Source organism: Rhizobium sp. 32-5/1, assembly GCF_029537235.1.
Classification (GTDB): domain Bacteria; phylum Pseudomonadota; class Alphaproteobacteria; order Rhizobiales; family Rhizobiaceae; genus Pararhizobium.
Genome location: NZ_CP120638.1, coordinates 1567286 through 1592479 on the forward strand (window position 1 = coordinate 1567286; position 25194 = coordinate 1592479).

General features: G+C 60.0%; 20 protein-coding genes and 5 pseudogenes. 8 read left to right on the forward strand and 17 right to left on the reverse strand.

The window, feature by feature from the left end; translation table 11 throughout:
• The first annotated feature begins 244 nt into the window (after window positions 1-244).
• Entirely contained in the window at window positions 245-1348 is a 1104-nt protein-coding gene (locus tag P6U16_RS08045) for a hypothetical protein (protein WP_277703298.1), read from the forward strand.
• A gap of 65 nt (window positions 1349-1413) precedes the next feature.
• Here P6U16_RS08045 and P6U16_RS08050 read toward each other — a convergent pair whose 3' ends face one another.
• The 4 genes from P6U16_RS08050 to P6U16_RS08065 form a co-directional block, all read right to left on the reverse strand.
• Window positions 1414-2556: a hypothetical protein gene (locus tag P6U16_RS08050; protein ID WP_277703299.1), complete on the reverse strand. Its 1143-nt coding sequence runs from the start codon at window positions 2554-2556 to the stop codon at window positions 1414-1416.
• Window positions 2557-2651: 95 nt separating this feature from the next.
• A complete protein-coding gene (locus tag P6U16_RS08055; protein WP_277703300.1) occupies window positions 2652-3725 on the reverse strand; it encodes a radical SAM protein in 1074 nt (357 codons plus the stop codon).
• Window positions 3691-4041, reverse strand: coding sequence for a hypothetical protein (locus tag P6U16_RS08060; protein ID WP_277703301.1), 351 nt, complete (start codon window positions 4039-4041; stop codon window positions 3691-3693). The genes P6U16_RS08055 and P6U16_RS08060 overlap by 35 nt, the downstream gene beginning before the upstream one ends.
• Window positions 3957-4577 (reverse strand): NAD-dependent epimerase/dehydratase family protein, encoded by a 621-nt coding sequence (locus P6U16_RS08065; protein WP_277703302.1) that lies wholly within the window; start codon window positions 4575-4577, stop codon window positions 3957-3959. The genes P6U16_RS08060 and P6U16_RS08065 overlap by 85 nt, the downstream gene beginning before the upstream one ends.
• Window positions 4578-4789: 212 nt before the next feature.
• On the opposite strand from P6U16_RS08065, the gene P6U16_RS08070 reads away from it, so the two are divergent.
• The 3 genes and pseudogenes from P6U16_RS08070 to P6U16_RS08080 all read left to right on the forward strand — a co-directional run bounded on the left by P6U16_RS08070 (window position 4790) and on the right by P6U16_RS08080 (window position 7521).
• Window positions 4790-5950, forward strand: coding sequence for an FkbM family methyltransferase (locus P6U16_RS08070; protein ID WP_277703303.1), 1161 nt, complete (start codon window positions 4790-4792; stop codon window positions 5948-5950).
• A gap of 41 nt (window positions 5951-5991) precedes the next feature.
• A pseudogene (locus tag P6U16_RS08075) lies at window positions 5992-6384 on the forward strand (FkbM family methyltransferase); the annotation flags it as partial.
• A gap of 324 nt (window positions 6385-6708) precedes the next feature.
• Window positions 6709-7521: a cephalosporin hydroxylase family protein gene (locus P6U16_RS08080; protein WP_277703789.1), complete on the forward strand. Its 813-nt coding sequence runs from the start codon at window positions 6709-6711 to the stop codon at window positions 7519-7521.
• A gap of 128 nt (window positions 7522-7649) precedes the next feature.
• Here the strand turns inward: P6U16_RS08080 and P6U16_RS08085 are convergent, their stop codons facing one another.
• The 3 genes from P6U16_RS08085 to P6U16_RS08095 all read right to left on the reverse strand — a co-directional run bounded on the left by P6U16_RS08085 (window position 7650) and on the right by P6U16_RS08095 (window position 10580).
• The gene (locus P6U16_RS08085) at window positions 7650-9326 is read right to left on the reverse strand and encodes a radical SAM protein (protein WP_277703304.1); all 1677 of its coding nucleotides are present in this window, start codon (window positions 9324-9326) and stop codon (window positions 7650-7652) included.
• Window positions 9327-9367: 41 nt separating this feature from the next.
• Window positions 9368-9736, reverse strand: coding sequence for a hypothetical protein (locus P6U16_RS08090; protein WP_277703305.1), 369 nt, complete (start codon window positions 9734-9736; stop codon window positions 9368-9370).
• Between the two features lie 208 nt (window positions 9737-9944).
• Window positions 9945-10580: a glycosyltransferase gene (locus tag P6U16_RS08095; RefSeq protein ID WP_277703306.1), complete on the reverse strand. Its 636-nt coding sequence runs from the start codon at window positions 10578-10580 to the stop codon at window positions 9945-9947.
• Window positions 10581-10734: 154 nt separating this feature from the next.
• Between P6U16_RS08095 and P6U16_RS08100 the strand changes: the two genes are divergently transcribed.
• A complete protein-coding gene (locus P6U16_RS08100) occupies window positions 10735-11040 on the forward strand; it encodes a chorismate mutase family protein (RefSeq protein WP_277703307.1) in 306 nt (101 codons plus the stop codon).
• Window positions 11041-11169: 129 nt separating this feature from the next.
• On the opposite strand, the gene P6U16_RS08105 is transcribed toward P6U16_RS08100, so the two are convergent.
• The 7 genes and pseudogenes from P6U16_RS08105 to mscL form a co-directional block, all read right to left on the reverse strand.
• Window positions 11170-12369 (reverse strand): class I SAM-dependent methyltransferase, encoded by a 1200-nt coding sequence (locus P6U16_RS08105; protein ID WP_277703308.1) that lies wholly within the window; start codon window positions 12367-12369, stop codon window positions 11170-11172.
• Window positions 12370-12395: 26 nt separating this feature from the next.
• Window positions 12396-12959: a dTDP-4-dehydrorhamnose 3,5-epimerase family protein gene (locus P6U16_RS08110; protein WP_277703309.1), complete on the reverse strand. Its 564-nt coding sequence runs from the start codon at window positions 12957-12959 to the stop codon at window positions 12396-12398.
• Window positions 12959-14035 carry a CDP-glucose 4,6-dehydratase gene (gene rfbG, locus P6U16_RS08115; RefSeq protein WP_277703310.1) on the reverse strand — a complete coding sequence of 359 codons (1077 nt, stop codon included), beginning with the start codon at window positions 14033-14035 and terminating at the stop codon, window positions 12959-12961. The genes P6U16_RS08110 and rfbG overlap by 1 nt, the downstream gene beginning before the upstream one ends.
• Before the next feature lie 5 nt (window positions 14036-14040).
• A pseudogene (gene rfbF, locus P6U16_RS08120) lies at window positions 14041-14810 on the reverse strand (glucose-1-phosphate cytidylyltransferase).
• A 336-nt stretch (window positions 14811-15146) separates the two neighbouring features.
• Complete coding sequence (gene galE, locus P6U16_RS08125; RefSeq protein WP_277703311.1) at window positions 15147-16181, reverse strand: UDP-glucose 4-epimerase GalE; 1035 nt, start codon at window positions 16179-16181, stop codon at window positions 15147-15149.
• Window positions 16182-16382: 201 nt separating this feature from the next.
• Window positions 16383-17547 (reverse strand): annotated as a pseudogene (locus tag P6U16_RS08130) (pyridoxal phosphate-dependent aminotransferase).
• 91 nt (window positions 17548-17638) lie between these two features.
• Window positions 17639-18091 (reverse strand): large conductance mechanosensitive channel protein MscL, encoded by a 453-nt coding sequence (mscL, locus tag P6U16_RS08135; protein WP_277703312.1) that lies wholly within the window; start codon window positions 18089-18091, stop codon window positions 17639-17641.
• Window positions 18092-18315: 224 nt separating this feature from the next.
• On the opposite strand from mscL, the pseudogene P6U16_RS08140 reads away from it, so the two are divergent.
• A pseudogene (locus P6U16_RS08140) lies at window positions 18316-21821 on the forward strand (PAS domain-containing hybrid sensor histidine kinase/response regulator).
• An 86-nt stretch (window positions 21822-21907) separates the two neighbouring features.
• On the opposite strand, the pseudogene P6U16_RS08145 reads toward P6U16_RS08140, so the two are convergent.
• Window positions 21908-22554, reverse strand: a pseudogene (locus P6U16_RS08145) (response regulator transcription factor).
• Window positions 22555-22634: 80 nt separating this feature from the next.
• Complete coding sequence (locus P6U16_RS08150) at window positions 22635-23069, reverse strand: hypothetical protein (protein ID WP_277703313.1); 435 nt, start codon at window positions 23067-23069, stop codon at window positions 22635-22637.
• Between the two features lie 114 nt (window positions 23070-23183).
• Between P6U16_RS08150 and P6U16_RS08155 the strand changes: the two genes are divergently transcribed.
• Together P6U16_RS08155 and P6U16_RS08160 are read left to right on the forward strand one after the other, a co-directional pair.
• The gene (locus tag P6U16_RS08155; protein WP_277703314.1) at window positions 23184-23531 is read left to right on the forward strand and encodes a DUF952 domain-containing protein; all 348 of its coding nucleotides are present in this window, start codon (window positions 23184-23186) and stop codon (window positions 23529-23531) included.
• Window positions 23528-24616 carry a quinone-dependent dihydroorotate dehydrogenase gene (locus P6U16_RS08160; RefSeq protein ID WP_277703315.1) on the forward strand — a complete coding sequence of 363 codons (1089 nt, stop codon included), beginning with the start codon at window positions 23528-23530 and terminating at the stop codon, window positions 24614-24616. Before P6U16_RS08155 ends, P6U16_RS08160 begins: the two co-directional genes overlap by 4 nt.
• Window positions 24617-24683: 67 nt before the next feature.
• Here P6U16_RS08160 and P6U16_RS08165 read toward each other — a convergent pair whose 3' ends face one another.
• A complete protein-coding gene (locus tag P6U16_RS08165) occupies window positions 24684-25193 on the reverse strand; it encodes a CAP domain-containing protein (RefSeq protein ID WP_277703316.1) in 510 nt (169 codons plus the stop codon).
• Between the last annotated feature and the right edge of the window lies 1 nt (window position 25194).

Genomic DNA, 25194 nt, shown 5'->3' on the forward strand with positions numbered 1-25194 from the left:
CCACGGAGCGACCGAAGACGGTCACGCAGCATACGCTTTCAACGATCGCGCGGATGCAAAGCTTCGCTCAAGTTTGCAGCGCTACCTCTGGGATCACACATCAGCAGGCAATGGCTTCCTAAGGGAGACAGGACCGCACCCTCCTCCCGGGCAGAAGTTATTTGCCTGCTGATGTGACCACCCGACAGCCTCGCGCACCGGCAGATCGCCGACAAGACGGCGCGACAGCCCAGAGGCAAGCCCCATGACCAAACTCTCGATCTGCATTCCCGTCGAATCAGGCGCTACCGATCCGGCCGAACTTGTCGGCCTGCTGCTGCTAGACAGGGATGCCGATATTGAGGTCGTTGTCGCCGGCTCCCTGCCCCCGGCAACCATGACCGCTCTCGCTGTAACGGACAGCCGCCTGAAGATCATCGAGACCGAGACCGCCATTTCCCGCCAGCACCTTTGGCGCCGCGCCGTTTCCGCGACCACCGGCGACTGGGTCACGCTCGTCAATTCCGCCGACATGATCGAAGCCGAACTGGTCACGATGGTCGGCTTCCTCGAACAGACATCGCCTGATATCGATGCGCTCGCGTGGAACGTCTTCCAGATCGACCGCCACGCCGAGCCGGGCAAGGTGAGTTCGGTCGCCATTCCAGCCGCCTACCAGATCGACACCTTCGACAAGGAATCGATGCTGAAGAGCTTTTTCTATTGGGAAAACAGCCTGAACACGCCGAAGATGCCATTTGGTCTCTACCATGCCGCCATTCGCCGCTCGTTGGTCGATACCCTGTTGCAGCTTCCCGAACCAAGCGACTGGGCGACACCCGTTCCGCAATATGAATGGGCAGCCAAGGTTCTGCTGTTTTCAGCGGCGCTGGCCTTCTGCTCGCGCCCGATGTCGGCTGCAGCCACCTCAGCCTATGTCTCCGAACGGGTTGGTCAAGAATGGAATTTCCCTTTTCACGGCGGCATGGGTGTGACCGGCGCCATCGCCGACGTCCAGTTCCATGTCCTGCGGGAACTTGGAACACCCTGGTCCGGTGGCGGCGAAGCCTTCGTCCGCGCGCTTGTGATTGATTGCATGATGGAAACCACCCGCGACGCTTTCCGCACCAAGGGCAATGCCTATTTCGCCGGGTTGCAGGCCTTCGAGGGCGGGCATCTGGCGCCGCTGTTCAAGCCGGAATTCGTCGAAGCACGTCCGCGCGACAACCGTCGCGGCCTGCACAACACTGCCGTCCTGGTCGATCGCTTCATCGGCGGCGCGCGCACGGCTCCCGAATTCTACAATGTCGTCAAATCGATGATGGCACCCGTTGGCCTGATCTGCGGCGGCGTCACAGCCAGCGCCTGATCTGAATACCGGACCGCATGAGTGATACACCCGGAACGCCTGCGCTTCCGGGTGTTTTCTATCGATTAGAAGGCGAGTGAGGGATCGTCCGGGAAGCAGCTGCGGAAATGGACGAGGCTGCCCTTTGCCTCGGATCCCGCAAGAGCAAAACCGCGCAACAGGACGGATGCCGCCTCCGCGGAAACCTGTTCGCGCCTCTGCGTGCCGAGAAACCATTGGGCCGGCGTTTCACCCACCAAGCCCTTGAAATCAAGCAGCCGTTTCTCCTCGCCCAGTATATCGGCATAAAGGTGCTGGAAGCGCGCCGCTGAAAGAGCGGGCGTTCGCGTAGCCTTGGTCGCTGCCATTGCTTGGCTGCCGATCTCTTCCAATGCTTCCGGCTGCGCCAACATCCACTCCAGACGGCGGACTGCGGCCGATGTATCCGCCTCCGCAAATCCGGTCCTGCCATGATCGACGATCGCCTTTTCCGCCGGATTGGCAAAGACGAGCGGCACACAGCCGAGCGACATGGCCTCGATCAACGCATTTTCCGCCGTGCCATAGTGTTCCGGTTGCAGCAGATAGAGAAAAATTCCGGTTTCGCCGAGCACCACGGATGGGTCAGCGGCGTGCCCTTCGAAGCGGATACGTTCCGGGTGCCGCATGCGCCGGGCGGCCTCGACGACAGCACCTTGTGGATCATAGGCGCCCCAGAGCGATACGGAGAAGGGATCGGCATCGACAGCATCGACGACGTCGAAGAAATCCGGACTCATCTTGGCGAAATCGAGCGTACCGAGATAGGCAATCCGACGCGGATTGCGCTTGGCGGCCGGATGCTCCGGTGTTTGTCCGGCAAAGCCGAAACCGCTACCGATCGCTTGGAGCTTCGATCTCACATCGCTCGGAAGCTCAGCAATCTGCAGCGACTCCATCGAACACGGCGAGGTGAAGACGAAACGGCCTGCCGCCTCGTAAAGCGGTGACGGGATGTAAGGTGCAAACAGGCCGGAGATGTGGCACCAGAAGACGCTGCGCATGGCCGGAAAATCTGTACCGCAGAGCGCCTGGTAGAGACGCGGATGGTTCCACCACTCGATCTGGACGATGTCGCTTTCGGTGACCAGTGCTGCAAGGCTGTCGGCATCGGGCACGAAGGTGAGGCGAGCACCGCTGGCCTCCACTTGGTCGACGAAGCGCCGGTCACGTGGCGCCTCCAGAAGCACATAATGCCTCCGGATGGCGGGGTCCGTAGAAGCGCAAAGGGCGGAGTGAGCCTTTCCGACCCCTCCGCCCAGATGCGCAGTGATATGCAGAACCTTCATTCAGCAGCGAGCGGCATGACCAGACCACCGGGCGCCGGTACGTTCGGGTTGATCTTGACCATGCTCTTGAACTTCTCGAGCAGCATCGGACGATGATCGTCGATATTGTCGGGCAGGCAGTGGGTCAGCTGGCCACAGCTGCCGCAGACCTTGTTTTCGCAACGCCGGCCTTCGAGATGCTGGAGGCGCAGCGCGTTCATCTTGTCCGAATTCCAGATTTCCGAAAGCGGCGTGGTCCGCACGTCGCCGATGACAAGCTTGCGGCCCCAGTCGAGGAAGCAGGACGAGACCAGACCGTCGGCATTGACGCTCATCGCATAGAAAATATAGGGGCAGGTATCGGTGGGCTTGAGCGTCTGCTGATAGATGCCGGCATCGCCGATCTTGATGCCTGAGCGCTCCTCGACATCGAAATTCGGCCAGCACGGCGCGAAATTCTCAATGAAGATGCGGTCGCAATAATCGCCGAAGGTGTCGAAGAACTCCTGGCGCTGATCCTCGGTGATCAGTTCACCGGGGATCTTTATCGAGACTTCCATGTTGCCCTTGTTCGCGTCGAGCCATTTGACGCCTTCGACGAACTTCTGGAAATCGAAATTGAAGCCGGTGAATTCCTGATAGGTTTCCTTTGTCATCCCGTCGACGGAGATGTTGATCTTGTCGAGGCCTGCCTCAATGACCGGGCCGAGGCGCTCCGGCGTCAGGAAAGTGCCGTTGGTGGTGGTGTCGATATAGTCGACATAGCCGCTGTTCTTGGCATAGCGGATCATGTCGGCTAGGCGCTTGTTGAGGAAGGGCTCGCCGTCCTTGTACATGCGCAAGACCTTGATTGGCTTGCTGAACGCCGCCAGATCGTCGATCGCCTTGGTGAACACCTCGTATTTCATTGCGCCCTGGTAACGGCCGGTTTCGGCGATCAGGCCGCGATGACCTGTCGGGCAGAAGGTACATTTGAAATTGCAGGAGCTGGCCGGATCGATGAAGACGATGAACGGTGTCTCGATCGGTATGACCGTCTCGAGCGCTGTGCGGTCATCAAGATTGATCCGTGGCTTCAGTTGGGCTTTCATTCACTTGTCTCCGGCCCATCCTGATTTGGATGGCGTTGCAAACACCTACGACAGCCGCCGGATCGGAAGGATGGATCTGCGCCGCACCAAACTCCAGCAGATCCCGTCTGCCATAGTCGTCGGCGATCCGCTCCGCGAGCTGGCGAATCGTTGTCGATCTACCTGAACAAATATTGATTGCCCCAGGCTGACCAGTTTCAACCACATTGGCGATCATCGCCCCGGCTATAGTCACATCGAGAAAATCGCGCAGTTGCGTTCCTGCGGACAATTGGGCCACATCGCCCGTCTCAAGCCGTCTGCGAAGGTAGGGCACAAGTCTCTTGGGGTGCTCGCCTTCTCCGAAAAGGTAGAAGATTCTGCACCAAGAGAAAGTGCCCCCTGTTTCGAAAACCACTCTCGCAACATATGGTAAACGGAAAGTTTACAGGCAGCATAAAGCGTCGTCGGATCAGTTGGAGCGCCGATGTCGAGGTGCTCGGACGGCAGGCGATATTCCATGCAGGTACCGACCCCTATGAAATGATGGACACCTGCAGCCGTCGCTCCCTTTGCCAACTCGACCGTCCCGGTGACGCAGGCCATGTTTTGCGGGCTGTCGAGATATTTTCCCGGCTCGACATACCAGGCCGCATGGATGACGGCGTCAATGCCTGCGCAGGCCTCCTCCCACCACTGCGCGTCCTCCTTGAACCCGTCGGCAGATACGACCAGCCCCGCAGCCGGCCCGATCAGACGTTCCTGCGAGCCCGGCCGCACCACGGCGACAACCTGATGACCGAGGGCCAGCAGGTGCCTGTGGATCTGTCGTCCAACAAAACCGGTCGCGCCGGTGAGGAGAACGCGGCTCATGACCGCAACCGGGGCAAGCTCCGGGAAAGGTCGGGTCTGTTAGGTGCGGGCAAAACAAGCTTCATGAGAACCGGTCCGAATCGGGTAAGAATGGAGCTTGAGCGTATCAAGCCGTAGACGGGACTGAAATGGCACGTTCGCAGGAACATAGCACGGCGAGCGCTTTTGGCGCCCGAAGCGCTCGCGCAGAGCATGCCGCGCGCGCTTTGCCCATGTTGCCGAATGCTACGCAGGCTATAGCCCTGCTTGATGCCATTAACGAAGGCGCATGCCTGTTTGCACCGGAAATGCCGCGCCAGCCACTGGTGCTTTACGGTGCTGGCAATATGGGGCGGCTGGCCCGCGACCATCTTCGTCTCGTGGGCCTCGATTTCACCATGGTCGTGGACAGGCAAGCCGACACGCTCAGTGCGGACCCGGCCTGGCAGGGCATCGTTCTGTCAAAGCAGGAAGACGTCCCGGCTTCGGTTAAGGCCGACAGCCTGCTGGCCGTCAGCATCGCCACCAGTGCCTATGCTCCGCTGGAGGCCGACCTGCTCGCGGATGGCTGGCAGAATGTTGTTCCATTCTACGATCTTGCCGAAAGTTTTCGCGACCGGCATCCCTTGTCGAATGGCTGGTTTGCCGGGCCGCTTGGTGCGATCAGCCTTGCCCATACCAAGGATGTGCTCGAAAGCTGGGACGACGACGTCTCACGCGCCCATCATCTGCAATTCATCGCCTGGCGGCGTCTGCGACAGGAATGGACCTTCGAGCCGGCGCCGGTTGCCAATTGCGTGCGCTTCTTCATCCCGGAAATCGTTTCCATCCTGCGCAAGGATGAGGTGTTCCTGGATGCCGGCGCCCACCACGGCAGCGTCGTCGACGCCTTTATTAAGCAGACGGACGGGGCTTTTTCGCAGGTTTTCGCGATCGAGCCCGATGCCGACAGCCGCCGCCATCTTGAACGAATGGTACACACCCTGCCGGCGAACATCGCAGATCGCATCTCGATCAGCGGTGCTGCGCTCGACGCGGCGCCTCGCACCCGCCGCTTCCACTCCGGCCTCGGTTATGCCTCGCAATTGGCCGAGACCGGACAGGACACCATCCAGACGACGACTATCGATGCCCTGAAGCTGGCCCCGAGCTTCATTAAACTGCATCTTGAGGGTGGCGAATATGATGCGCTGAGAGGCGCCATGCAGAGCATACACCAGCACAGGCCGATCGTCGCTGTCACCACCTATCACAATGATGACGGGCTCTGGAAAACACCGCTGTTCATGATGGAGCATTTCGAAAACTACCGCTTCCGGATGCGCCTGCACAGCTGGTGTGGCACAGGTGCCGTGGTCTATGCGATCCCGCAGGAGCGGGTGGAGAACCGATGACCGAATTCGCCCATGACAGCAATCTCGTCTTCGACCTCGGCATGAACAATGGCGACGATACCGACTATTACCTGAAGCGCGGTTTTCGCGTGATCGGGCTGGAGGCCAATCCCGGACTTTGCGCGAAAGCCGCCGTCCGCTTTTCCACCGCCATCGCAGACGGCCGGCTGACGATCGTGCACGCGGCCATATGGGAAAGCTCGGGGGAGACGGTCTTTTACGTCAATCTCGAAAACGATCACTGGAGCAGCATCGATATCGGCTGGGCCGGGCGCAACGACAGCAATTGCGAAGCCATCACCGTTCGCTGCGTCACGCTGCCCGAGCTTTTCGCCGAACACGGCGTGCCCTTCTATCTCAAGATCGACGTCGAGGGTGTGGACCATGTCGTTCTCGACCAGTTGCGGGGACTCGTGAAGCTGCCGCAATTTGTCAGCGTCGAGGATTGCCGTTTCGGTTTTCAGTATATGGAGACGCTGTCGGCGTGCGGCTATGACGGTTTCAAGCTGCTCGACCAATCCAAAGTCCGCAATATGAGCGACCCGTCCGTCGATCATCATTTCCAGCCCGGTTCTTCAGGACCATTCGGAAACGACGTTCCGGGGGAATGGACCCCTACGCCGCCGCCGTCGAGACCTATTCACAGACGGTCCGCGACTTCGAGGGCAATCGCCTCGCGCCACGCACGCAATGGTGGGACATCCACTGCACGCATACAGCTACGTCCGCCGATGGACAGTCCAAGAGAGAAAAGCATCATGTCTGAGGAACAGAAATTCGCCGAATACGTCCGCAGCAATATCGAAGGCGCGGGCAAGGATATCGGCTTCATCGGCCTTTCGCAGGTCTGGGTTCGCGAATGTATCCGCCACAATTATGCGCAGAACTTCACCTGGCTTGGCCGCCCGATCATCCAGGTGCCGCAGGATACCTATGCGATCCAGGAACTGATCTGGTCCTATAAGCCCGACCTGGTCATCGAGACCGGTATCGCCCATGGCGGTTCGCTGATCATGAGCGCATCGATGCTCGCCATGCTCGACTATTGCGATGCGGTGACGTCCGGCAGCGTTCTGGATCCGAAAGCCGGAAAGCGCCGGGTGGTCGGCGTCGACATCGATATCCGCGCCCACAACCGCGCCGGCATCGAAAACCATCCGCTGGCCCACAAGATCACCACCTTCCAGGGATCGTCCGTCGCGCCTGACATTTTCGCGCAGATCAAGGCGATCGCCGATGGCTACGACAGGATCATGGTGTTCCTCGATTCCAATCACACCCATGAACATGTGCTGGCGGAACTGGAACTCTACGCTCCGTTGACGAGCAAGGGCGCGCACTGTGTCGTCTGGGACAGCGGCGTCGAGGATCTGCCGCCTGACATGTGCGCCGACCGTCCCTGGGGCAAGGGCGACAATCCGAAGACAGCAGTCTGGGAATATCTGAAATGTCTCGAAGGCGAAGGCCGCACGGCCGCCGACGGCGCGCCGCTGCATTTCGCATACGACAAGACGATCGAGCACAAGATCATGATCACCGCCTCGGCCGACGGTTTCCTCAAGCGGGTTTGATTACGGCTAAATCCCGAAACCGCGCGGAACATCATCCGCGCGGTTTTTGTTTGCCTGCTTTCCGGAAACGGAAAAACCGCCGGCAGTTTCCTGCGCGGCGGCTTGCTTTCAAGACCAACAGTCGAACGTTAAGCTGACACAGCCATTGGTTCGGGTTTCGCCACCAAGGGCGCAAGCGTCAGCATGGCGCGATAGTTGACGTCGTATCGCTCGGCAAGATTCTTCCAGAACGCATCGCGCTCGAAGATTTCGAGAGCCGAGACGGCGTGGCTCATAGCCAGTTGGAGATCGCCCATGCCCTCATAGCATTTCGACATATAGAGGTGGCCGAATGCGTGATCGGGATACTTTGCAACCACGTTTTTCATATAATGAACCGCCACGTCATAGCGGCCGATCTTCATGTTGTGGTTTTCGATGAAATTGACGCGGAGCTGGGTCTCGTAGGCATAAGCCTCCAGCTTGACGGGATCGACGCCCGGTGCGCGGATAACCGACTTGGTCGCGACGAAATCGTCGTTGCTGGTGTTCTCGATATAGCCGTTCTCGACGCAGATGTCATAAAGCCGGCTGCCGAAGATCGGGATCGCGAGATAGACGTGCACCCAGTCGAAACCGTGATCGATGAGCATTTCCAGCGTTTCCTGACGATGCTCGTCCTGCTCTCCGGGGAGACCGGTGACGATAAACACGTGGCTACGGACGTTGAACTTGCGCAGAGCCTCGACTGCCGGGCGGATGAGCTTCTTTTTCAGCGGTTTCTTGATGATGTTGTTGAGGACATGATCGGAGCCGGATTCGACCGCCAGCGCGACTGCGGAAACGCCGGCGCGTGAAAACAGTTCGGCCACTTCCTCGTCGATTGCGTACACAGCAACGCCGTTCGGGAACTCGCAGCGGATGCCGAGATCGGCAAGCGCCGCCAGCAGCGTCTTTGCCCGCTCCTTGTCGTGGAAGAAGTGATCGTCCTCGACCATCAGCACGGTCATGCCGAACTCGTCACGCATGCGCGTCACGTCCTCAATGATGCGGTCGATCGACATGAAGCGAACGTCGCGACCGTGCAACGAAGGGTTCGAGCAGAAAACGCAGAGGAACGGACAGCCGCGCGATGTGTGAATCGCCATTTCGCGCTTCGGCTGATCGGTGTAGCGCTTGTCGATCCCGCGATTGTTGTAGTTGTCAAGGTTGACCATCGCATAGTTCATCTGCGGGATATCGTCGAGATTGGCGATGAACGTATGAGCCGGCATCTTGCCCTTTTCAGCGCCAACACGATTGATCCAGGACTTGTGGCTGGCGATGACGGCGGCAGGGTCCTCAGCGTCAATGAGTTCCTTGAGCGGCAGTTCGCCCTCGCCCTTGCAGATCGCGTCGAGGTCCGGGCATTTTTCCAACATGAGCTTGAAGGCTGCGGACGGCAGACCACCGCCGGCGATGGTGATGATCTCAGGATCGAAATCCTTGGCCGTCTTCACCAGGCTCTGGATGTAACCGAAAGACGAGTTGAACAGGGCCGAGACCCCGACGATATCGGGCTGGAATTCTTCGAGGATCGCGTGCAACTCGGCGCTGAAGATCTCTTCATAGTTCTCCACCGACCGTTCTTCGACCAGTCGTTTCAAAGTGACATTGAGATCGACCAGACGCAGTTCACCCAAATTCACGCAGTGTTTCGTCAGGTAGGCCTCCATCGAGAGGATGCCGTAGGGAATCGTGAACGCCGGCAATACGGCGGCGCGCGCTTTATCCAGATAGTCCGCAGCATTGAAATAGGGCGGGATTACAAAAAGCAGTTTGCGCATGTCGTGGTGTCCTCGGTCAGTGGGTGCACGGATAGGTGCTCTCAGGCTGCACGTTCGTTGCCCGGAAGGAATCTGAATGTGAGATCGCTGGCCGGCGCAATGATCTGATCAACAAGATGATAGAGTTCTGCCGGGGTTTGCACGCCGCCGATATCCTCGTCGATGAACAGCACGTCTTTCTGGACACCGAAGAAGAACTTCGCACCCTCGGCGCTCACATATTTCGGCTTGAAATATTGCAGATACTTGCCGCCCTTCCATTTCCTGAACGCTGCCTCGTAGCCCGCGACGCTCATGTCGTAGTGCGCGCGGTTCTGGGCGGTGCCGCAGCTGTAGCCGCAGGCCTCAGCGAAATTCTTCTCCCAGCCGGGGATATGATAGCCATAGGTCTGCTTGAACCAGTTCTGCACCAAGCCCACAGCCGCCGAGACCCCGAGGATAGAAGGAAAGGGAAATCCGCCATGTGCGGATCTTCGTCCATGTTGCGGCCGAGCTCCTGCATGAAGATGGCATGTTTACGCTTCATGTCCTCAATGTCGCCGATACTGGCGGAGTTGCTTTCTGCGCAGGAGCCGAGAATCGAGAAGGGACGCTCGGAATAGAAAAAGGTCTCGGCCGTCACCAGAAGCTTGCAGCTGTTTTCGAAATCCACCGTCGGATGCTCGAAATAGCGGTTGCCGAACTTAGACTTGACCTTGTCCATGATCTTCTTGGAGACGGCGCCGTGATAGATCGCAAACGGGCAATTCGGCGTGGAGCTGTGCTGCTTCCAGGTAAAAACTCCTCGTAAAGCCACTCGCGCTTGATCTCGTGAACGCCGGTGTTCAGGGGAATGCAGACATTGCATTTGTTGCGGCGATTGCCCGGCCAATTATAGGTGAAGCGGCTCCAGACGAAGACATCGACGGAACCGCGCTCTGCCTTTGTGCTGTTGATGAGGTCGATGACGTCAGCATCCATGAAGTCGTCGTCGCCGATGATACAGACGAATTCGCCGGTGGCGGCCTCGACGCAACGCTCCCAGTTGTCGACCATCGAATAGACGCGGTCACCCGGCGGAATGAACTTTACCCTGGGATCGCCGATAACATCGACCATGAAGTCGCGCATCGGCGCAGGATCGTCAGAATTGTCGGCAAAAACGAATTCGACATCCGTCCTCAAGTTGACGAGCAGGCTCCTGATCGTCTCCTGAAAATAGCGCTGGCGGTTGCGGGATGGCACGCAGATCGACAGGGTCGGTTGGGCTAGCATCAAGATTCTCCGTTTGCGGAAACGATACGGACAAGGGCTTTCGCGAGGCTGACGCCAAAGCGGGAGCACAGGTGCGGCGCTTTGCGGCTTTTCAATCAGGCCGAGGGTTGGTAGAGCACCACCTGAGTTTGAAGGACGATCCGGAGACACGAAAATGGCAAGACTGCCGGCCGACTGCACCTCCATGACGGACATTCGTCAGGAGATTGACCGGATCGACCATGCCCTGATGCTGCTGTTTCAAGAGCGCTGGGGCTATATCGGTCGCGCCGCCGAGATCAAACGCGGCACCGGCCTGAAAGCCGATATTCCTGATCGCGTCGAGGAGGTTCGCAACAATGTGCGCACCATCGCCACGTCGCTCGGGCTGGAACCGAACTTTTACGACACCCTCTGGGCCGCGCTTATCAGCCAGTCGATCGCCCACGAAAAAGCCATCCTCGGCGAGACCGCGGATTAAAAATGGCAGGCATCATCCGGTTGAATGATGCCGCTCAGTTATCGATTCCTGCGATCTTGATCGATGGCTTGCCATCACCTTTGACGGTGACCGGTGCGGCACGATCGGCGACCGGCAGAACCGCCGGTTTCAGGGGTGCACCGTCAACGACGGCACTGCCGTCACGAACTTCCCACCCCAGTCGCTGATATAGGAAAGCTGCTGCTTGATTTCGTCCTGAATGTTCCATGGCAGAATGACTACCCTTTCCGGTTTTTCAGTTTTCAGAAACTCTTCCGCGACAACCGGAATGCGGCTGCCAGGAAGCAGAAGGCCCTGCTTTGCGGGGTTCTTGTCGACCACGAAGGACAAGAGATCCGGCTTGACGCCCGCGAAGTTCATCAGCGTGTTGCCCTTGGCGGCTGCGCCATAGGCGGCCACTTTCAGGCCTGCACGCCGGCTTTCGATGAGGAATTCGAGGAAGCCGTCGCGCACGTCTTCGGCGGCGTCCTGGAAAGCCGTATAGAATGCATCGTCGAGCATGCCCGCGTCCCGCTCGGCCAGAAGCGTCGCGTCCACGGCCGGCGTCTGCGCCTGCGCGCCGGTATCGTTGCGCTGTGCAAACACCCGCAGGCTGCCGCCGTGCCAGGGCGTCGTTTCGACATCGAAGACGCCGAGGCCATTGGCCTCGAAGAAGCGCTTCACCGCCGTCAGCGACAGGTAGGAATAGTGTTCGTGATAGGCCGTATCGAACTGGCTTTCGCGGACCATGTTGAGCAGGTGCGGAAATTCAAATGTCGCAACGCCCTGCGGCTTCAGGAGGATTGCGAAACCGCGGACGAAATCGTTGATGTCAGGCACATGCGCCAGAACATTGTTGGCCGCCGTCAGGTCGGCGGATCGGCCTTCCGAGACAAGCCTCTCGGCCACCTCGACGCCGAAAAACTCCTCGACGATCTCGATCCCCTTGGCACGCGCGGCAATCGCCGTGCTTGTCGTTGGCTCGATACCGAGGCAGGGAATGCCGCGCGCCTTCGCATATTGCAGCAGGTATCCATCATTGGCGGCGATCTCGACAACGTGCGAGGTGCCATCGAGATGGAACCGCTGCTGCATGTCGGCGACGTATCGCTCGGCATGCTTCAGCCAAGAGGTTGAGAACGAACTGAAATAGGCATAGCTGGACGAGAAGAAAGTTTCCCGATCGGCAAAATCCTCGGTCTGGACCAGACGACAGTCCTGGCAGGCGCGGATGACCAGCGGATACCAGAGTTCCGGCTTGTTCCGGTCTGCCGGCGTCACATAGGAATTGGATGGCGGTGCCGTGCCCAGGTCGAGAAAAGGCACCATGTGCTGCGATCCGCAGTGCCTGCACTTCATAGGGTCACTCCCGCATAATCCGCAGACAGAATCGGATGGGCGGTATCACGGGGCGACAGGTTCGACACCGGCAGCGGCCATTCGATGGCAAGGCGCGGATCCTGGCTGTGCAGGCCGCCTTCGGCGGCGGCGACATAGGATTCGGAGTGCATGTAGAGCATGTGGGCATCATCCGTCAGCGTCTGGAAACCGTGCGCAAATCCCTTGGGGACCAGAAGCGAACGACCGTTGTCCTCGGAGAGCTCGACGGCGAAATGCTTGAGGAATGTCGAAGAGCCACGACGGATGTCGACAACGACATCGCGCACCCGGCCGCGTGTGCAGGCAATCAGCTTGATCTCGGCAAAAGGCGGGTTCTGGAAATGCATGCCTCGGATCGTGCTGCGATGCGCCGTTCCAGTTTCATTGATCTGGGCGATGCGGCCGGTCCAGCCAAATGTTTCCAGATCGTCCGGGCAGAAGAGGCGGGTCAGGAAGCCGCGATCGTCCTTCAGGATCTTACGGTTCAACACCACAAGCCCGTCGAACGGGGTCGTCTCTGCCTGGAACCTGTCACCCATCAGCCGGCCCTCAAGGCCTTTATTTCAGCAGCCATGCTTGCGAAGTCCCTGATGTCGCCAAGGCAGAGATCGAGCGCCGCCTTGCCGTCGCGCTGGGCACGATACCATTCCATCGTGCGCTTGACCGTTTCCGCCAGTCGCCACCGCGGCTGATAGCCGAGATCGGCACGGGCGCGGGCGCTGTCGAGAACGAGATAACCGGCTTCATGCGGGCCTTCGCTGCCATCTCCGAGAAGGACTTCGCCAGACCCGTAGTGACGCTCGGCCATTTTCAGCACCGATCCAACGGAGGCTGCTTCGCCATGGTCCGGTCCGAAATTGTAGCTTTCGGCGATATCAGGCGCGTGCCATAGATGCTGCGCCAGACCCATGTAGCCGCCGAGCGGCTCAAGCACGTGCTGCCACGGCCGCACTGCCCGCGGGCGACGCACCTGCAGGATTTCGCCACTCTGCCAGGCACGGACGGCATCGGGGATCAGCCGGTCCTGTGCCCAATCTCCACCGCCGATCACATTGCCAGCACGCGCTGTGGCAATGCCGATCTTGCGTGGGGCGAAAAACGAGGACCGGTAGCTTGACGCGACGATCTCGGCTGCCGCCTTTGAGGCGCTGTAGGGGTCATGGCCACCGAGCGGATCGGTCTCGATAAAGGCGAGGCCGGCTTCGGCATTGTGATAAACCTTGTCGGTGGTGACAACCACGATGGAGCGCACATCGGGCGCAACCCTGAGGGCCTCGAGCAGGTTTGCGGTGCCGACGACGTTGATTTCATAGGTCTCCACGGGGTTGCGATAGCCTGCCCGCACCAGCGCCTGCGCGGCGAGATGAAAGACGATCTGCGGCCGCGTTTTGACAACCTGGTTCATCACCGCGTCGCGATCGCGGATATCGACGATGCCTTCACCGTCTATATTCCCGCCGAGCAATACATGCAGTGACGGATCGCTTTCGGGCGCCAGCGACAGGCCGCTTACCTCGGCGCCCATCTCCCGCAGCCAAAGCGAAAGCCAGCTTCCCTTGAAGCCGGTGTGCCCTGTAACCAGAACGCGTTTTCCATGCCAGAATTCTTGGGTCATCGGCTTCACCAGCTCTTCCACGGCGGATTGCCGCTTTGCCACAGACTTTCGAGATGTACCTTGTCGCGAAGCGTATCCATCGGCTGCCAGAAGCCCTCGTGAAAAAATGCCTGCAACTCGCCGTCTCTGGCCAGTCCCATCAGTGGTTCCCCTTCCCAGCTCGTATGATCGCCATCGATCCGGTCGATGACGCGCGGCGAAAGTACGAAGAAGCCGCCATTGATGAAGCCGCCCTCGCCTTCGGGCTTTTCGATAAAACCCTGTACCTCGTTGCCATCAAGCTGCAGCGCTCCGTAGCGCGCCGGCGGACGCACGGCCGTAACCGTTGCCAGCTTTCCATGGCTCTTGTGAAAGGCGATCGTGCTGGCAATATCGAGATTGCTTACACCGTCGCCATAGGTGAAGCAGAAAGCGTCCTCGTCCTTGAGATAGGAGGCAACCCGCCCGAGACGTCCCCCAGTCATCGAATTCTCGCCGGTATCGACCAACGTTACCCGCCAGTTCTCGGCGCTCTGGCGATGGAATTCGATCCGGTTCTGCGAAAGGTCGAAGGTAATATCCGACATGTGCAGGCCGTAATTGGCAAAATATTCCTTGATAACGTAACCCTTGAAACCGCAGCAGATTACGAAATCGCGGATCCCGTGCGCATAATAGAGCTTCATGATGTGCCACAGAATCGGCCGGCCGCCGATCTCGATCATCGGCTTTGGTCGCAGGTGGGTTTCTTCCGCGATACGCGAACCGAGCCCCCCGCAAGAATCACTGCTTTCATAGCTCTCTCCCCTCTACTGTCTATCGCTGCACGCAGTCGCGGGCAACGCCGGCAACTGCGTGGCAAGAGCAAGGGGGACGTCATGCCGATAGGTGCGGAACAAAGCTGGCCGCCGCGCTGTGTTCGATAACGCAGCCACCGCGTTTACCATCGCGCGGTTTCGGGGGCGAGAAAATACCATGATGCTCCAGGTCCAGTCAGTCTATCGTGACAAAGACCGTAACCGGTGAAACTGTCGTCAGACTGGATTGAAGCGGCGAGCACTGAAATAGAGATGGCCGGCAGAACAAAGCTGCCGACCATCTCTATTTCCAGAAGACAACCCGCGGAGGGCTGTCAGAGGTGTGCGGACACGAGCCGCCGTTGAATTTCATCGATGTCGTAGCTGTTCTTGCGGGCGAGCTGCTGCTCCCAATCGAGCGCTGTCTCGACGATCAGGTCGAGATCGGCAAAGGACGGTGTCCAGTCAAGCATTTTGCGCGCAACAGTGGCATCGGCGACGATACTGACGGCATCACCGGCGCGGCGATCGGAGTAATTGACCTCGAAATTGCGTCCATGAACGCGCTTCACCGCCTGCAGGACCTGGAGAACCGAGTAGCCTTCCCCATAACCGCAATTGGCAATAAGTGGTCGTCCACCCTGGCGGAGATATTCCAGCGCCTTCATATGCGCCGCAACAAGATCGGAAACATGGATGTAGTCGCGCACGCCGGTGCCATCCGGCGTGGGATAATCCGTGCCGAACACATCCACTTTCAGGCGTTTGCCGAGTGCCGCCTCGCAGGCGACCTTGATCAGGTGGGTTGCCCCGACTGTCGATTGGCCTGTTCGGCCGCGCGGATCGGCGCCGGCGACATTGAAATAGCGCAGCGCCACATAGCGAAAATCGTGGGCTGCCGCGGCATCGCGCAGCATGATTTCGGACATCAGCTTCGACATGCCGTAGGGGCTTTCCGGACGAAGCGCTGCCGTCTCCTGCACCGGCATGGGATTTTCCGGCGTCCCGTAGACAGCAGCCGTCGATGAGAACACGAAATTGGCGATTCCAGCCTCGATCGCCGCAGCGATCAGCACGCGCGTCTTGCCGGTGTTGTTTTCATAATAGGAGAGCGGATCGGCAACAGACTCCGGCACGACGATCGAACCGGCAAAGTGAATGATGGACGTGATGCTGTTTTCACGAAAGATGCGGGACAAGACCTCCGTGTCGCCGACATCCCCCAGATAGAAGCGCGCTTCCGGTGCCAGTGCCCAACGGAAGCCCGTCGAGAGCCGGTCCAGCACGACAACATCCTCTCCCGCATCAATCAACGCCCAGACCATATGGCTGCCGATATATCCTGCACCGCCCGTCACGAGAACCGTCATGGTTTTCACTTTCCTGCCCAGTTTGACAGGAGACATCACAAGCGAAAATTCTTTCCGAAGGCTGACTTTTCAGGCCGCGGGCGGTCTCGGCGGATGTATTGTTCAGGGTATGGTTATGTCGATATTTCGCGATCCGCTAAAATTTTAGCGAACCTCGTGCAGGCGCGCCGGCGTCTGTTCTGACCCTTACCGGTTTAGCGCTCAAAGCCCGGCAATATAGCCGGCGAGCCGATCGGCCGCGATCTTGATCTGCTCCGGATCGCGCAGGAAGCAGGCGCGCAGGAACAGCGATCCGCCATCGCCGAAAGCGGTTCCCGGCGCAAGGCCAACCCCGTCTGGTCGACGATTTCGAGTGCCGCGCGCCGGGAATCCGTCACGCCGTCGATCTTCAGGAAGGCGTAGATCGCGCCATCCGGCTTCAGCGTTTCGACCCGGTTGGTGGCGATCAGCGCATCGCAGAGAAGATCACGCGAGAGTGCGGCCTTGGCGATGTTGGCAGCGACGAACGCATCGCCGTGGTCCAGCGCTGCGACCGCGCCGGCCTGCATGAATTGCGCGACACCGGAGGTCGAATACTGGATGAGGTTTTCAAGCACCTGCCCCGCTTCCGGCGGCGCGACGATCCAGCCGACACGCCAGCCGGTCATCGACCAGTTCTTGGAAAAGGAGTTGACGAACAGGATACGGTCGCCGTCCTGCATGACGTCGAGGAACGACGGCGCCCGGCCACCGCTATAATGGTACAGAGCGTAAATCTCATCGGCCATGATCCAGAGGGCGTGCCTGCGCGCGAGGTCGAGGATAGCCCGAAGATCATCCAGGCTCGCTGTCCAGCCTGTCGGGTTCGATGGTGTGTTGACGAACAAAGCCCGCGTCTTCGCATTGATCGCGCCTTCCAGCCGGTCGAGGTCAAGCTGCCAGCGGCCGTCTTCGAACTGCAGCGGAACGGCGACAGGATGAACACCCGAAATGGCCGCGGAAGCCGCGAAATTCGGCCAGGCGGGCGAGAGATAGACCATCTCATCGCCCGGAGACGTGATCGCTTCGATCGCCAGCTTGATGGCCTGCATGCCCGAACCGGTCACGTAGAAATTGTCTGATGACAGGGTCTTTGCGAAGTGGCGCTGATAGTAGCGGGAAAGTGCCTCGCGCAAGGGCGGAACGCCGCGCTGCCATGTGTAAAGGTCTCGCCGGCTCTCAGCGAGACCTCGGCAGCCTGCGATATAAACTCCGGCGTCGGCAGATCGCCCTCGCCGACCCAGAGCGGGATCAATCCCTCGCGCCCACGAGCATAGTTTACAAGTTCGACGATGCCACTTTCCGGTGCGGCAAGCGAACGAGGACTAAGGGTCTTCAGAAGGGTCATCGGCGGGCTCCTGACGCAGGGTCTTGCGCTTCATTGCCCGCCGCTTCTAGCTGGTTTTCAAACGGCGATCACGTGATATTCCCTGACGGATTTATCGATTTTCGTGATGGATCGGCCCATTCTCAGGGCGCTTCAGCAGGTCGCGGATTTCGGTCAGCAACTGGACATCGACCGGCGGTGGCGCTGCCGGCTCTTCGTTCTTCTGCTTCTCCATAGAGACGCGCATCTTGTTGACCGCCTTGACCAGCAGGAAGATGATCCAGGCCAGGATCAGGAAGTTGATGACGACGGTCAGGAAGCTGCCATAGGCAAAGACGGCACCCTGTTCACGGGCGGCGGCCAGCGACGTGGCGGTCACGGTCGAGGAGAGCGGAAAGAAGAAATTCGAGAAATCGAGCCCGCCCGTGACGGCCCCAACCACGGGCATGATGATGTCGTTGACAAGCGAGTTGACGATCAGCGTAAAGGCACCGCCAATAATGATACCGACGGCAAGGTCCATGACATTGCCCCGCGCGATAAACGCCTTGAATTCATTCAGCATTGCTCTCTCTCCATTATATATGAATGCAATTGATCCAAGACGGGATGCTAGCGCATATTGCCCTCGATTCAATCGTTCGGCCAAAGATTCGTCGCGTTTGGCCAGTTTTCGCCGCATGGCCAACCTGCGCTGAAATCGCTCGTCAATCTGACTTAAGGCTTAGACCGAAGCAATTTTCATCAGCACCGTATTGCCTTATGCTCGTTCCCTGAAGTGGAGGGGGCATGCTTTCAGGCTCGATCATTTTCGCCTCGGCGTTTGCCTATCTGTTGTTGCTGTTTGCAGTGGCAAGTTATGGTGACCGCAAGACGCGGAAGAAAATACCGGTCGCAAGGGGCCGGCCGATTGTCTATGCGCTGAGTCTGGCGATCTACTGCACCTCCTGGACCTATTTCGGCGGGGTGGGGCTTGCCGCCGAGCGCGGACTGGAATTCACGGGCATCTATATCGGCCCGATCCTGATGTTCACGCTCGGCCTGCCGGTCATCCGGCGCATCATCACGCTCGCCAAAGCCGAGAAGCTGACTTCGGTCGCCGATTTCGTTGCCGCGCGCTATGGCAAGAACCCGGGGGTCGCAGCAATCGTCGCGCTGATTTCGCTCGTCGGCGCCATCCCCTACATTGCGCTGCAGTTGAAAGCCGTTTCCAGTTCCGTTGCAGTCATGGTCGATACAAGCGGTTACGGTATCGGATCCGGCGAGAATTACATCGACCTGCCGCTGCTGGTTACCTTGTTCCTCGCCTGCTTTGCCATCGTTTTCGGCACCCGCCACACCGATGCGACCGAACATCAGGACGGCCTGATCCTCGCTATCGCGATGGAATCGGTGGTCAAGCTGCTCGCCTTCGTGACCATCGGCCTCTACGTCGTCTTCTTCCTGTTCGACGGGCCGCAGGATCTCTGGACGAAGGCAATCGCGAACCGGGATGTTGTCACGGCCCTTACCTATGAGACGCCGGTCCATCGCTGGATCATGCTGATTGCGCTCTCGGCTTTTGCCATCATCATGCTGCCGCGACAGTTCCACGTCACCGTCGTCGAAAACCGCACGGCCAATGAACTGCGCACGGCCGGCATCCTTTTTCCACTCTATCTCGTCGCGATCAACGTCTTCGTGCTGCCGGTGGCGCTGGCCGGCATCCTGACCTTCTCCGGCAGTGGCGATGCGGACCTTTATATGCTGCGCCTGCCGCTCGCCGCCGACATGTCGGCGCTGACCCTGATCACGTTCATCGGCGGTTTTTCTGCGGCGACTGCCATGGTCATCGTTGCCTCCGTCGCCCTGTCGATCATGATTTCCAACGATATCGTCATGCCGGTCTTCCTGCGCCGCAAGCTGATGAGCCGGGCAAGCGGCCAGGAGGACATCGCCGGGACGCTTCTGAACATCCGTCGCACGGCGATCCTCGGCGTGCTTTTGCTCGGATACGGTTATTACCGCGCCGCCGACATGAGCGCGGGTCTCGCCTCGCTGGGCCTGCTCGCCTTCGCAGCGATCTCGCAGATGGCGCCGGCGCTGTTCGGCGGCCTCGTCTGGCGTCAGGCCAACGCCCGCGGCGCGATTGCCGGCATGACACTGGGCTTCCTTGTCTGGGCCTATCTGCTCTTCCTGCCGAGCCTGGGCGGGCCGGACAATTCGCACGTGGCCGCGACCGTGCTCGACTTCCTTTTCCCGTTTGCGAACATTTTTTCTGGCCCGCAGGCCGACCCGCTGGTCAACGCGACGGCGCTCAGCCTGCTCGTCAACATCGCGGCCTATGTCATCGGCTCGCTGACGCGGGCGCCGAAACCTTTGGAGCGCCTTCAGGCCGGCATCTTCATCCGCCGCAAGTCGCGCAGCGAACGGGCTTTCGGGGGCGCAAGACCAAGATCACTGTTCTTGAACTCAAGACCACCATTGCCCGCTATCTCGGCGAGGAGCGTATGCTGCGCTCCTTCCAAACCTATGAGCGTCAATCGGGACGCTGGCTGGATGACAACGCCGCCGCCGACATGGCGCTGATCCATTTCTCCGAACAATTGTTGGGCAGCGCCATCGGCTCCTCCTCTGCCCGGCTCGTGCTATCGCTAGTGCTGCAGCGAATGGACGACACCTCGTCGGACACCGCATGGCTGCTCGACCAGGCAAGCGAGGCGCTGCAGTATAATCAGGACATGCTCCAGACAGCGCTTTCACAGATGGACCAGGGCATCGCCGTCTTCGACAGCTCCAACAATCTGATCATCTGGAACCGGCGCTTCCGGCAGCTTCTGGACCTGCCGGAAAGTGCCGGTCAGGTCGGTTTTCCGCTCGCAGAAATTATCGCGATCCTGACCAAACGCGGCGATATCAACAAGGACCAGGAAAAAACGCTGGTGCGCAATTTCCTGACGCTGGACAAACCTTTCCTGCTGGAACTTTCCGGCGGCGAGCGCATCATCGAGGTGCGCACCAACGCCATGCCCGACAAGGGCATCGTGACCACCTATACGGACATCACCCAGCGCGTCGCCGCCGACATGGCGCTGAAACAGGCCAACGAGACGCTGGAACTGCGCGTCGCCGAGCGCACCGGCGAATTGACCCGCGTCAACCGCGAGGTGGCCGAAGCGCGCGCCGCCGCCGAGGAGGCCAATATCGGCAAGACGCGCTTCTTCGCCGCCGCCGGCCACGACATCCTGCAGCCGCTGAATGCCGCGCGTCTCTATTCGTCCTCGCTGGTCGAGCGCCTCGGTGATTCTGACAACAGGACGCTGGTACAGAACATCGATTCCTCGCTGGAGTCGGTCGAGACCATTCTGGGCGCCGTTCTCGACATCTCCCGCCTCGATACCGGCGCGATGAAGCCTCGCCTGCAATCGGTGCCGCTCAACGATCTTCTGCGCCGCATCGAAACGGATTTTGCGCCGGTTGCGCGGGCGCAGAACCTGAAACTGACCGTGATGCCGACCTCCCTTACCGTGCGCACCGACCCGAACCTCCTGCGCCGGCTCGTGCAGAACCTAGTCTCCAACGCGATCAAATACACACCCAAAGGCAAGGTGCTGGTCGGGGTGCGGCGCGAGGGCGGTCAGGCGATCATCCAGGTGCTGGATTCCGGCATCGGCATACCGACGTCGAAATTCCGCACGGTCTTCAAGGAATTCGCCCGTCTAGACGAGGGTGCGCGCACTGCGTCCGGCCTTGGACTGGGGCTGTCGATCGTCGATCGTATTTCCCGCGTGCTCAGCCACCCGGTCGACCTGCAATCGAAACCGGGCAAGGGCACACGCTTCAGGGTAACTCTGCCGATTGATCGCACGGCGACGGCCCAGGGTATGGTGCCAGAACAATCGCCGGCAATCCGCTCTGCAGAACCTTTGAACGGGCTGCGCGTCCTGTGCATCGACAACGAACCTTTGATCCTCGAAGGCATGAAGCTTTTGCTCGACGGTTGGGGCTGCACCGTGACCACCGCTGACTCGCTTGCGACCACGTGCACGCTTACCACCCGTGGCGATATCCGTCCGGACGCCATCATTGCCGACTACCACCTGGATGATGGCACCGGCATCGAAGCGATCGCTGAAATCCGCCGGCAGTTCGGCGGCGCGATCCCTGCTCTGCTTGTCACCGCCGATCGCTCACCGGAAGTACGCGCCGCGGCCGAACGCGACGGCGTTGCGCTCCAGAACAAACCGGTACGTCCTGCCTCGATGCGAGCTTGGCTGACGCAGCTTTCCGTGGCGATGAAGGCGGCTGCGGAATAGGGCTGCTCGTCCTCTGCAGGCCAACGTGTGTCGTACCGGGCTTGTTGCGGGAGTAACAAAAACGAAGACCGCGCCGACCTCCCACCTCAAGCCGCAACAGCACCGATCTTGCCGAGCTGAATCACCGCCTGCGTGCGGCTGTCGACGTCGAGCTTCAGCAGAATGGCTGAAACATGGGCCTTGATCGTCGCTTCGGAGACGCCGAGTTCATAGGCGATCTGCTTGTTGAGCAAGCCCTCGCCAAGCATGCCGAGCACACGCGACTGCTGCGGCGTCAGCGTCTGCAGCCGATGTAGGAGCGCCGCCACTTCCGGTTCGTGCTCCATACCGCGCACGAAGCCGCGCGGCGTAAATATGTTGCCTGCGATGACAGTGTCGATGCCCTCGCGGATTTCATCGATGCCTGCGGATTTCGACAGGAAGCCTGAAGCCCCGAGTTCGAGCGCCCGCTCAACGGTTGCCGGATCGTCATGCCCGGAGACGATCATCACCGGCAGGCTCTGGAATTCCGCTCGCAAGGCGATCAGCCCGGATAGTCCGCTCACGCCCGGCATAGTCAGGTCGAGCAATATCAGGTCCGCCGAGGGATTATCGGCTGCAGCCTTGCGGGCTGAATTGAAATCCCCGCTTCGACAATCGTCGGATTTCCGTCCATGCCGGATAGCGCCTGGCGCATGGCGCCGCGAAACAACGGGTGGTCGTCTGCAATGATGATAGTCAGCCCAGTAGCCATTTCGCTCCCTCCCAAGAGCTTTCGGAACCACGCCGATCCTCCAATCCGCATGATCCCGCAGGCATGGGTGAAGGGCTATCTCAGGTCTTCTGCGGCTCAACGCCCGGCTTGTCCGCCGGCACATCGCCCTGACCTTCGAGGTCCTTCACAATTCCCATGAAGTTGCGCATCATTCTTTCCATGATGCTCATGGTCTGGTCAATCTCTTCCTTGGTCGGAAGGCGGGGTTTGACCGAGAGAGGCCCTTCCTGCACCGCTTTTTCGAGCGTTTCGACCCGTTTGGTCAGCAGATCGAGTTCAAGCTCGAAAGCCGTGCGTTCGTCGGCTGCCATCCGGCAGACCATCTGGCCCTCCTTTTCCTGGCAGAGCGAGACTTCACCGGTTTCGGTATCGAGCCGGGCGATACCGCTGTCGGTCTTCTGCATGCTGTAGCGGCCGGCCGTCGTTTCCGCCACTGCGGCCAGCGACCAGAGGCTGGCGCTCGCAAGGACTATCGTCGTCAAAGCCTTCTTCATTACACGTCCTCCATCAGGAAAATCAGCATTTGCCGCCTGACTGCCGGTGGACAACCGCCAAACTTTGCGGCAAGGCCACGGGAAGAGGCAGCGATCGAGCGGGAACAGCAAGGCATGAGCAGCATCGTATACAAGATCGTTCCGGCAACTGTATGGCAGGATGCGCGCGAACGCGGAGAATTCAAGGGGGCCTCGATCGATCTGACCGACGGCTTCATCCATCTGTCGACAGCAGCGCAGGCCATTGAAACCGCGGCGCGCTATTTTGCCGGCCAGGAAGGCCTGCTGCTGATCGCCATTAAGGGTGAAAAGCTCGGCGACAAGCTGGTTTTCGAAACCTCCCGCGGCGGTGCGCCGTTCCCTCATCTCTACGCCAGCCTCGACTTCGACGCGGTGCTTTGGGAGAAGCCGCTTCCTGTCGGGGTCGATGGCGCCCATGTCTTTCCGGAGCTTGCCGCATGATCAACCCCCTGCAGTCGCTGGCACGCCGCGGCCTATTCCTGCTTGATCCGGAAACAGCTCACGGGGTCTCGATCAAGGCATTGAAGACCGGCCTCGTTCCCGCCTGCGCCGCCCCTGCCGATGCGCGCCTGGCACAGACCGTGGCCGGCCTTGCCTTTGCAAACCCGATCGGCATGGCCGCCGGCTACGACAAGAATGCGGAGGTTCCGGAAGCGCTTTTGCGGATCGGTTTCGGCTTCACCGAGATCGGCACCGTGACGCCGAAGCCGCAGGCCGGCAATGACCGGCCGCGCATCTTCCGTCTGGTCGAGGACAATGCCGTTATCAACCGGCTTGGTTTCAACAATGAGGGTCATGCAGTCGCGCTTGATCGTCTAAAATCGGCATCGCGCACGGCAATGATCGGCGTCAACATCGGCGCCAATAAGGACAGTGCCGACCGGGTGGCCGACTATGTCGCCGGTATCAGCACCTTCTATTCCGTCGCCCGCTACTTCGCCGCCAACATCTCCTCGCCCAACACGCCGGGCCTTCGTGACCTGCAGGGCCGCGAAAGCCTTTCGGCGCTGCTGTCAGAGGTGCTGGCCGCCCGCGACGCCGAGGCTGCGAAGTCTGGAAAGCGCGTGCCGGTCTTCCTGAAGATCGCGCCGGATCTGACCGAGGAAGGCATGGACGACATTGCGGCGGAAGCGCTGTCACATGCGCTGGACGGCCTGATCGTTTCCAATACGACGCTTGGCCGCGAGGGCCTGCGCGACCAGGTGCAGGCGCAACAATCCGGCGGCCTTTCCGGCAAGCCGCTGTTTGAAAAGTCAACGGTGGTGCTTGCCAAGATGCGCCGGCGCGTCGGCCCCGACATGCCGATCATCGGCGTTGGCGGCGTCGGCTCCCCGGAAACGGCGGCGGAAAAGATCCGCGCTGGCGCCGATCTGGTGCAGCTTTACTCCTGCATGATCTATGAGGGGCCGTCGCTGCCGGGCCGGATCGTGCGGGGATTGTCGTCGCTCTGCGATCGCGAAAAGCTGTCGTCGATCCGGGACATCCGCGGCACTCGCACGGACTATTGGGCTGATCGGAACCCCTGAGCCGTGCGCCTCGGGACAGCCAAGCGATGTCGGCGGCGTCACTTAATGGGTAACAACAGGGCACTACTCAGCCGGCGGAAAGCACCATGGCCCAGTATGGCCGGTTTCCGGAAGCCGGATTCTGGACCACGGCAACGCCCAGCCCGCGATAGTTGGCTCCGAGCATGTTGACGAGATGTTTCGGCGAGCGGACCCAGGCGTCGAAGGCGCGCGCGGCGTCATCCTGGCCGACGGCGATATTTTCGGCTGCTGGCAGACTGACGTCCTGGCCTTTCATCCGGTCGTAGAAACTGGCGCCGAGGCCGATATTATGCTGCATCTTGCCGGCACGGGCCATGCGGGTCGCCTGATCGAGCGCCGCACCGCTGGCCGCGGCATCCCGCACCAGCGGTTCAAGCCCTTTTTCGGCGCGCAGGGCGTTGATCAGGCCGAGCGTCGCATCGGTCTGGTCGCTGCCTTGGCCCGGTTCCGGTGTCAGGACCTTGCTGGTGTTGCAGCCGGCAAGAAGGGCAAGCGACAGCATGCCGCCCACGTATAGAAAACGCCGCCGCTGCCCGGCAAAGCTCCGATCGCCCATG

Excerpts from the sequence above, each read along its gene's own strand:
- P6U16_RS08070 (WP_277703303.1), top strand. The coding sequence starts at position 4,790 with ATGTTGCCGAATGCTACGCAGGCTATAGCCCTGCTTGATGCCATTAAC.
- P6U16_RS08110 (WP_277703309.1), bottom strand. The coding sequence starts at position 12,959 with ATGGGTGACAGGTTCCAGGCAGAGACGACCCCGTTCGACGGGCTTGTG.
- P6U16_RS08045 (WP_277703298.1), top strand. The coding sequence starts at position 245 with ATGACCAAACTCTCGATCTGCATTCCCGTCGAATCAGGCGCTACCGAT.
- rfbG (WP_277703310.1), bottom strand. The coding sequence starts at position 14,035 with ATGACCCAAGAATTCTGGCATGGAAAACGCGTTCTGGTTACAGGGCAC.
- P6U16_RS08080 (WP_277703789.1), top strand. The coding sequence starts at position 6,709 with ATGTCTGAGGAACAGAAATTCGCCGAATACGTCCGCAGCAATATCGAA.
- P6U16_RS08105 (WP_277703308.1), bottom strand. The coding sequence starts at position 12,369 with ATGGTGCCTTTTCTCGACCTGGGCACGGCACCGCCATCCAATTCCTAT.
- P6U16_RS08160 (WP_277703315.1), top strand. The coding sequence starts at position 23,528 with ATGATCAACCCCCTGCAGTCGCTGGCACGCCGCGGCCTATTCCTGCTT.
- P6U16_RS08055 (WP_277703300.1), bottom strand. The coding sequence starts at position 3,725 with ATGAAAGCCCAACTGAAGCCACGGATCAATCTTGATGACCGCACAGCG.
- P6U16_RS08155 (WP_277703314.1), top strand. The coding sequence starts at position 23,184 with ATGAGCAGCATCGTATACAAGATCGTTCCGGCAACTGTATGGCAGGAT.
- P6U16_RS08085 (WP_277703304.1), bottom strand. The coding sequence starts at position 9,326 with ATGCGCAAACTGCTTTTTGTAATCCCGCCCTATTTCAATGCTGCGGAC.
- P6U16_RS08100 (WP_277703307.1), top strand. The coding sequence starts at position 10,735 with ATGGCAAGACTGCCGGCCGACTGCACCTCCATGACGGACATTCGTCAG.
- P6U16_RS08095 (WP_277703306.1), bottom strand. The coding sequence starts at position 10,580 with ATGCTAGCCCAACCGACCCTGTCGATCTGCGTGCCATCCCGCAACCGC.
- P6U16_RS08065 (WP_277703302.1), bottom strand. The coding sequence starts at position 4,577 with ATGAGCCGCGTTCTCCTCACCGGCGCGACCGGTTTTGTTGGACGACAG.
- P6U16_RS08150 (WP_277703313.1), bottom strand. The coding sequence starts at position 23,069 with ATGAAGAAGGCTTTGACGACGATAGTCCTTGCGAGCGCCAGCCTCTGG.
- mscL (WP_277703312.1), bottom strand. The coding sequence starts at position 18,091 with ATGCTGAATGAATTCAAGGCGTTTATCGCGCGGGGCAATGTCATGGAC.
- P6U16_RS08165 (WP_277703316.1), bottom strand. The coding sequence starts at position 25,193 with ATGGGCGATCGGAGCTTTGCCGGGCAGCGGCGGCGTTTTCTATACGTG.
- galE (WP_277703311.1), bottom strand. The coding sequence starts at position 16,181 with ATGACGGTTCTCGTGACGGGCGGTGCAGGATATATCGGCAGCCATATG.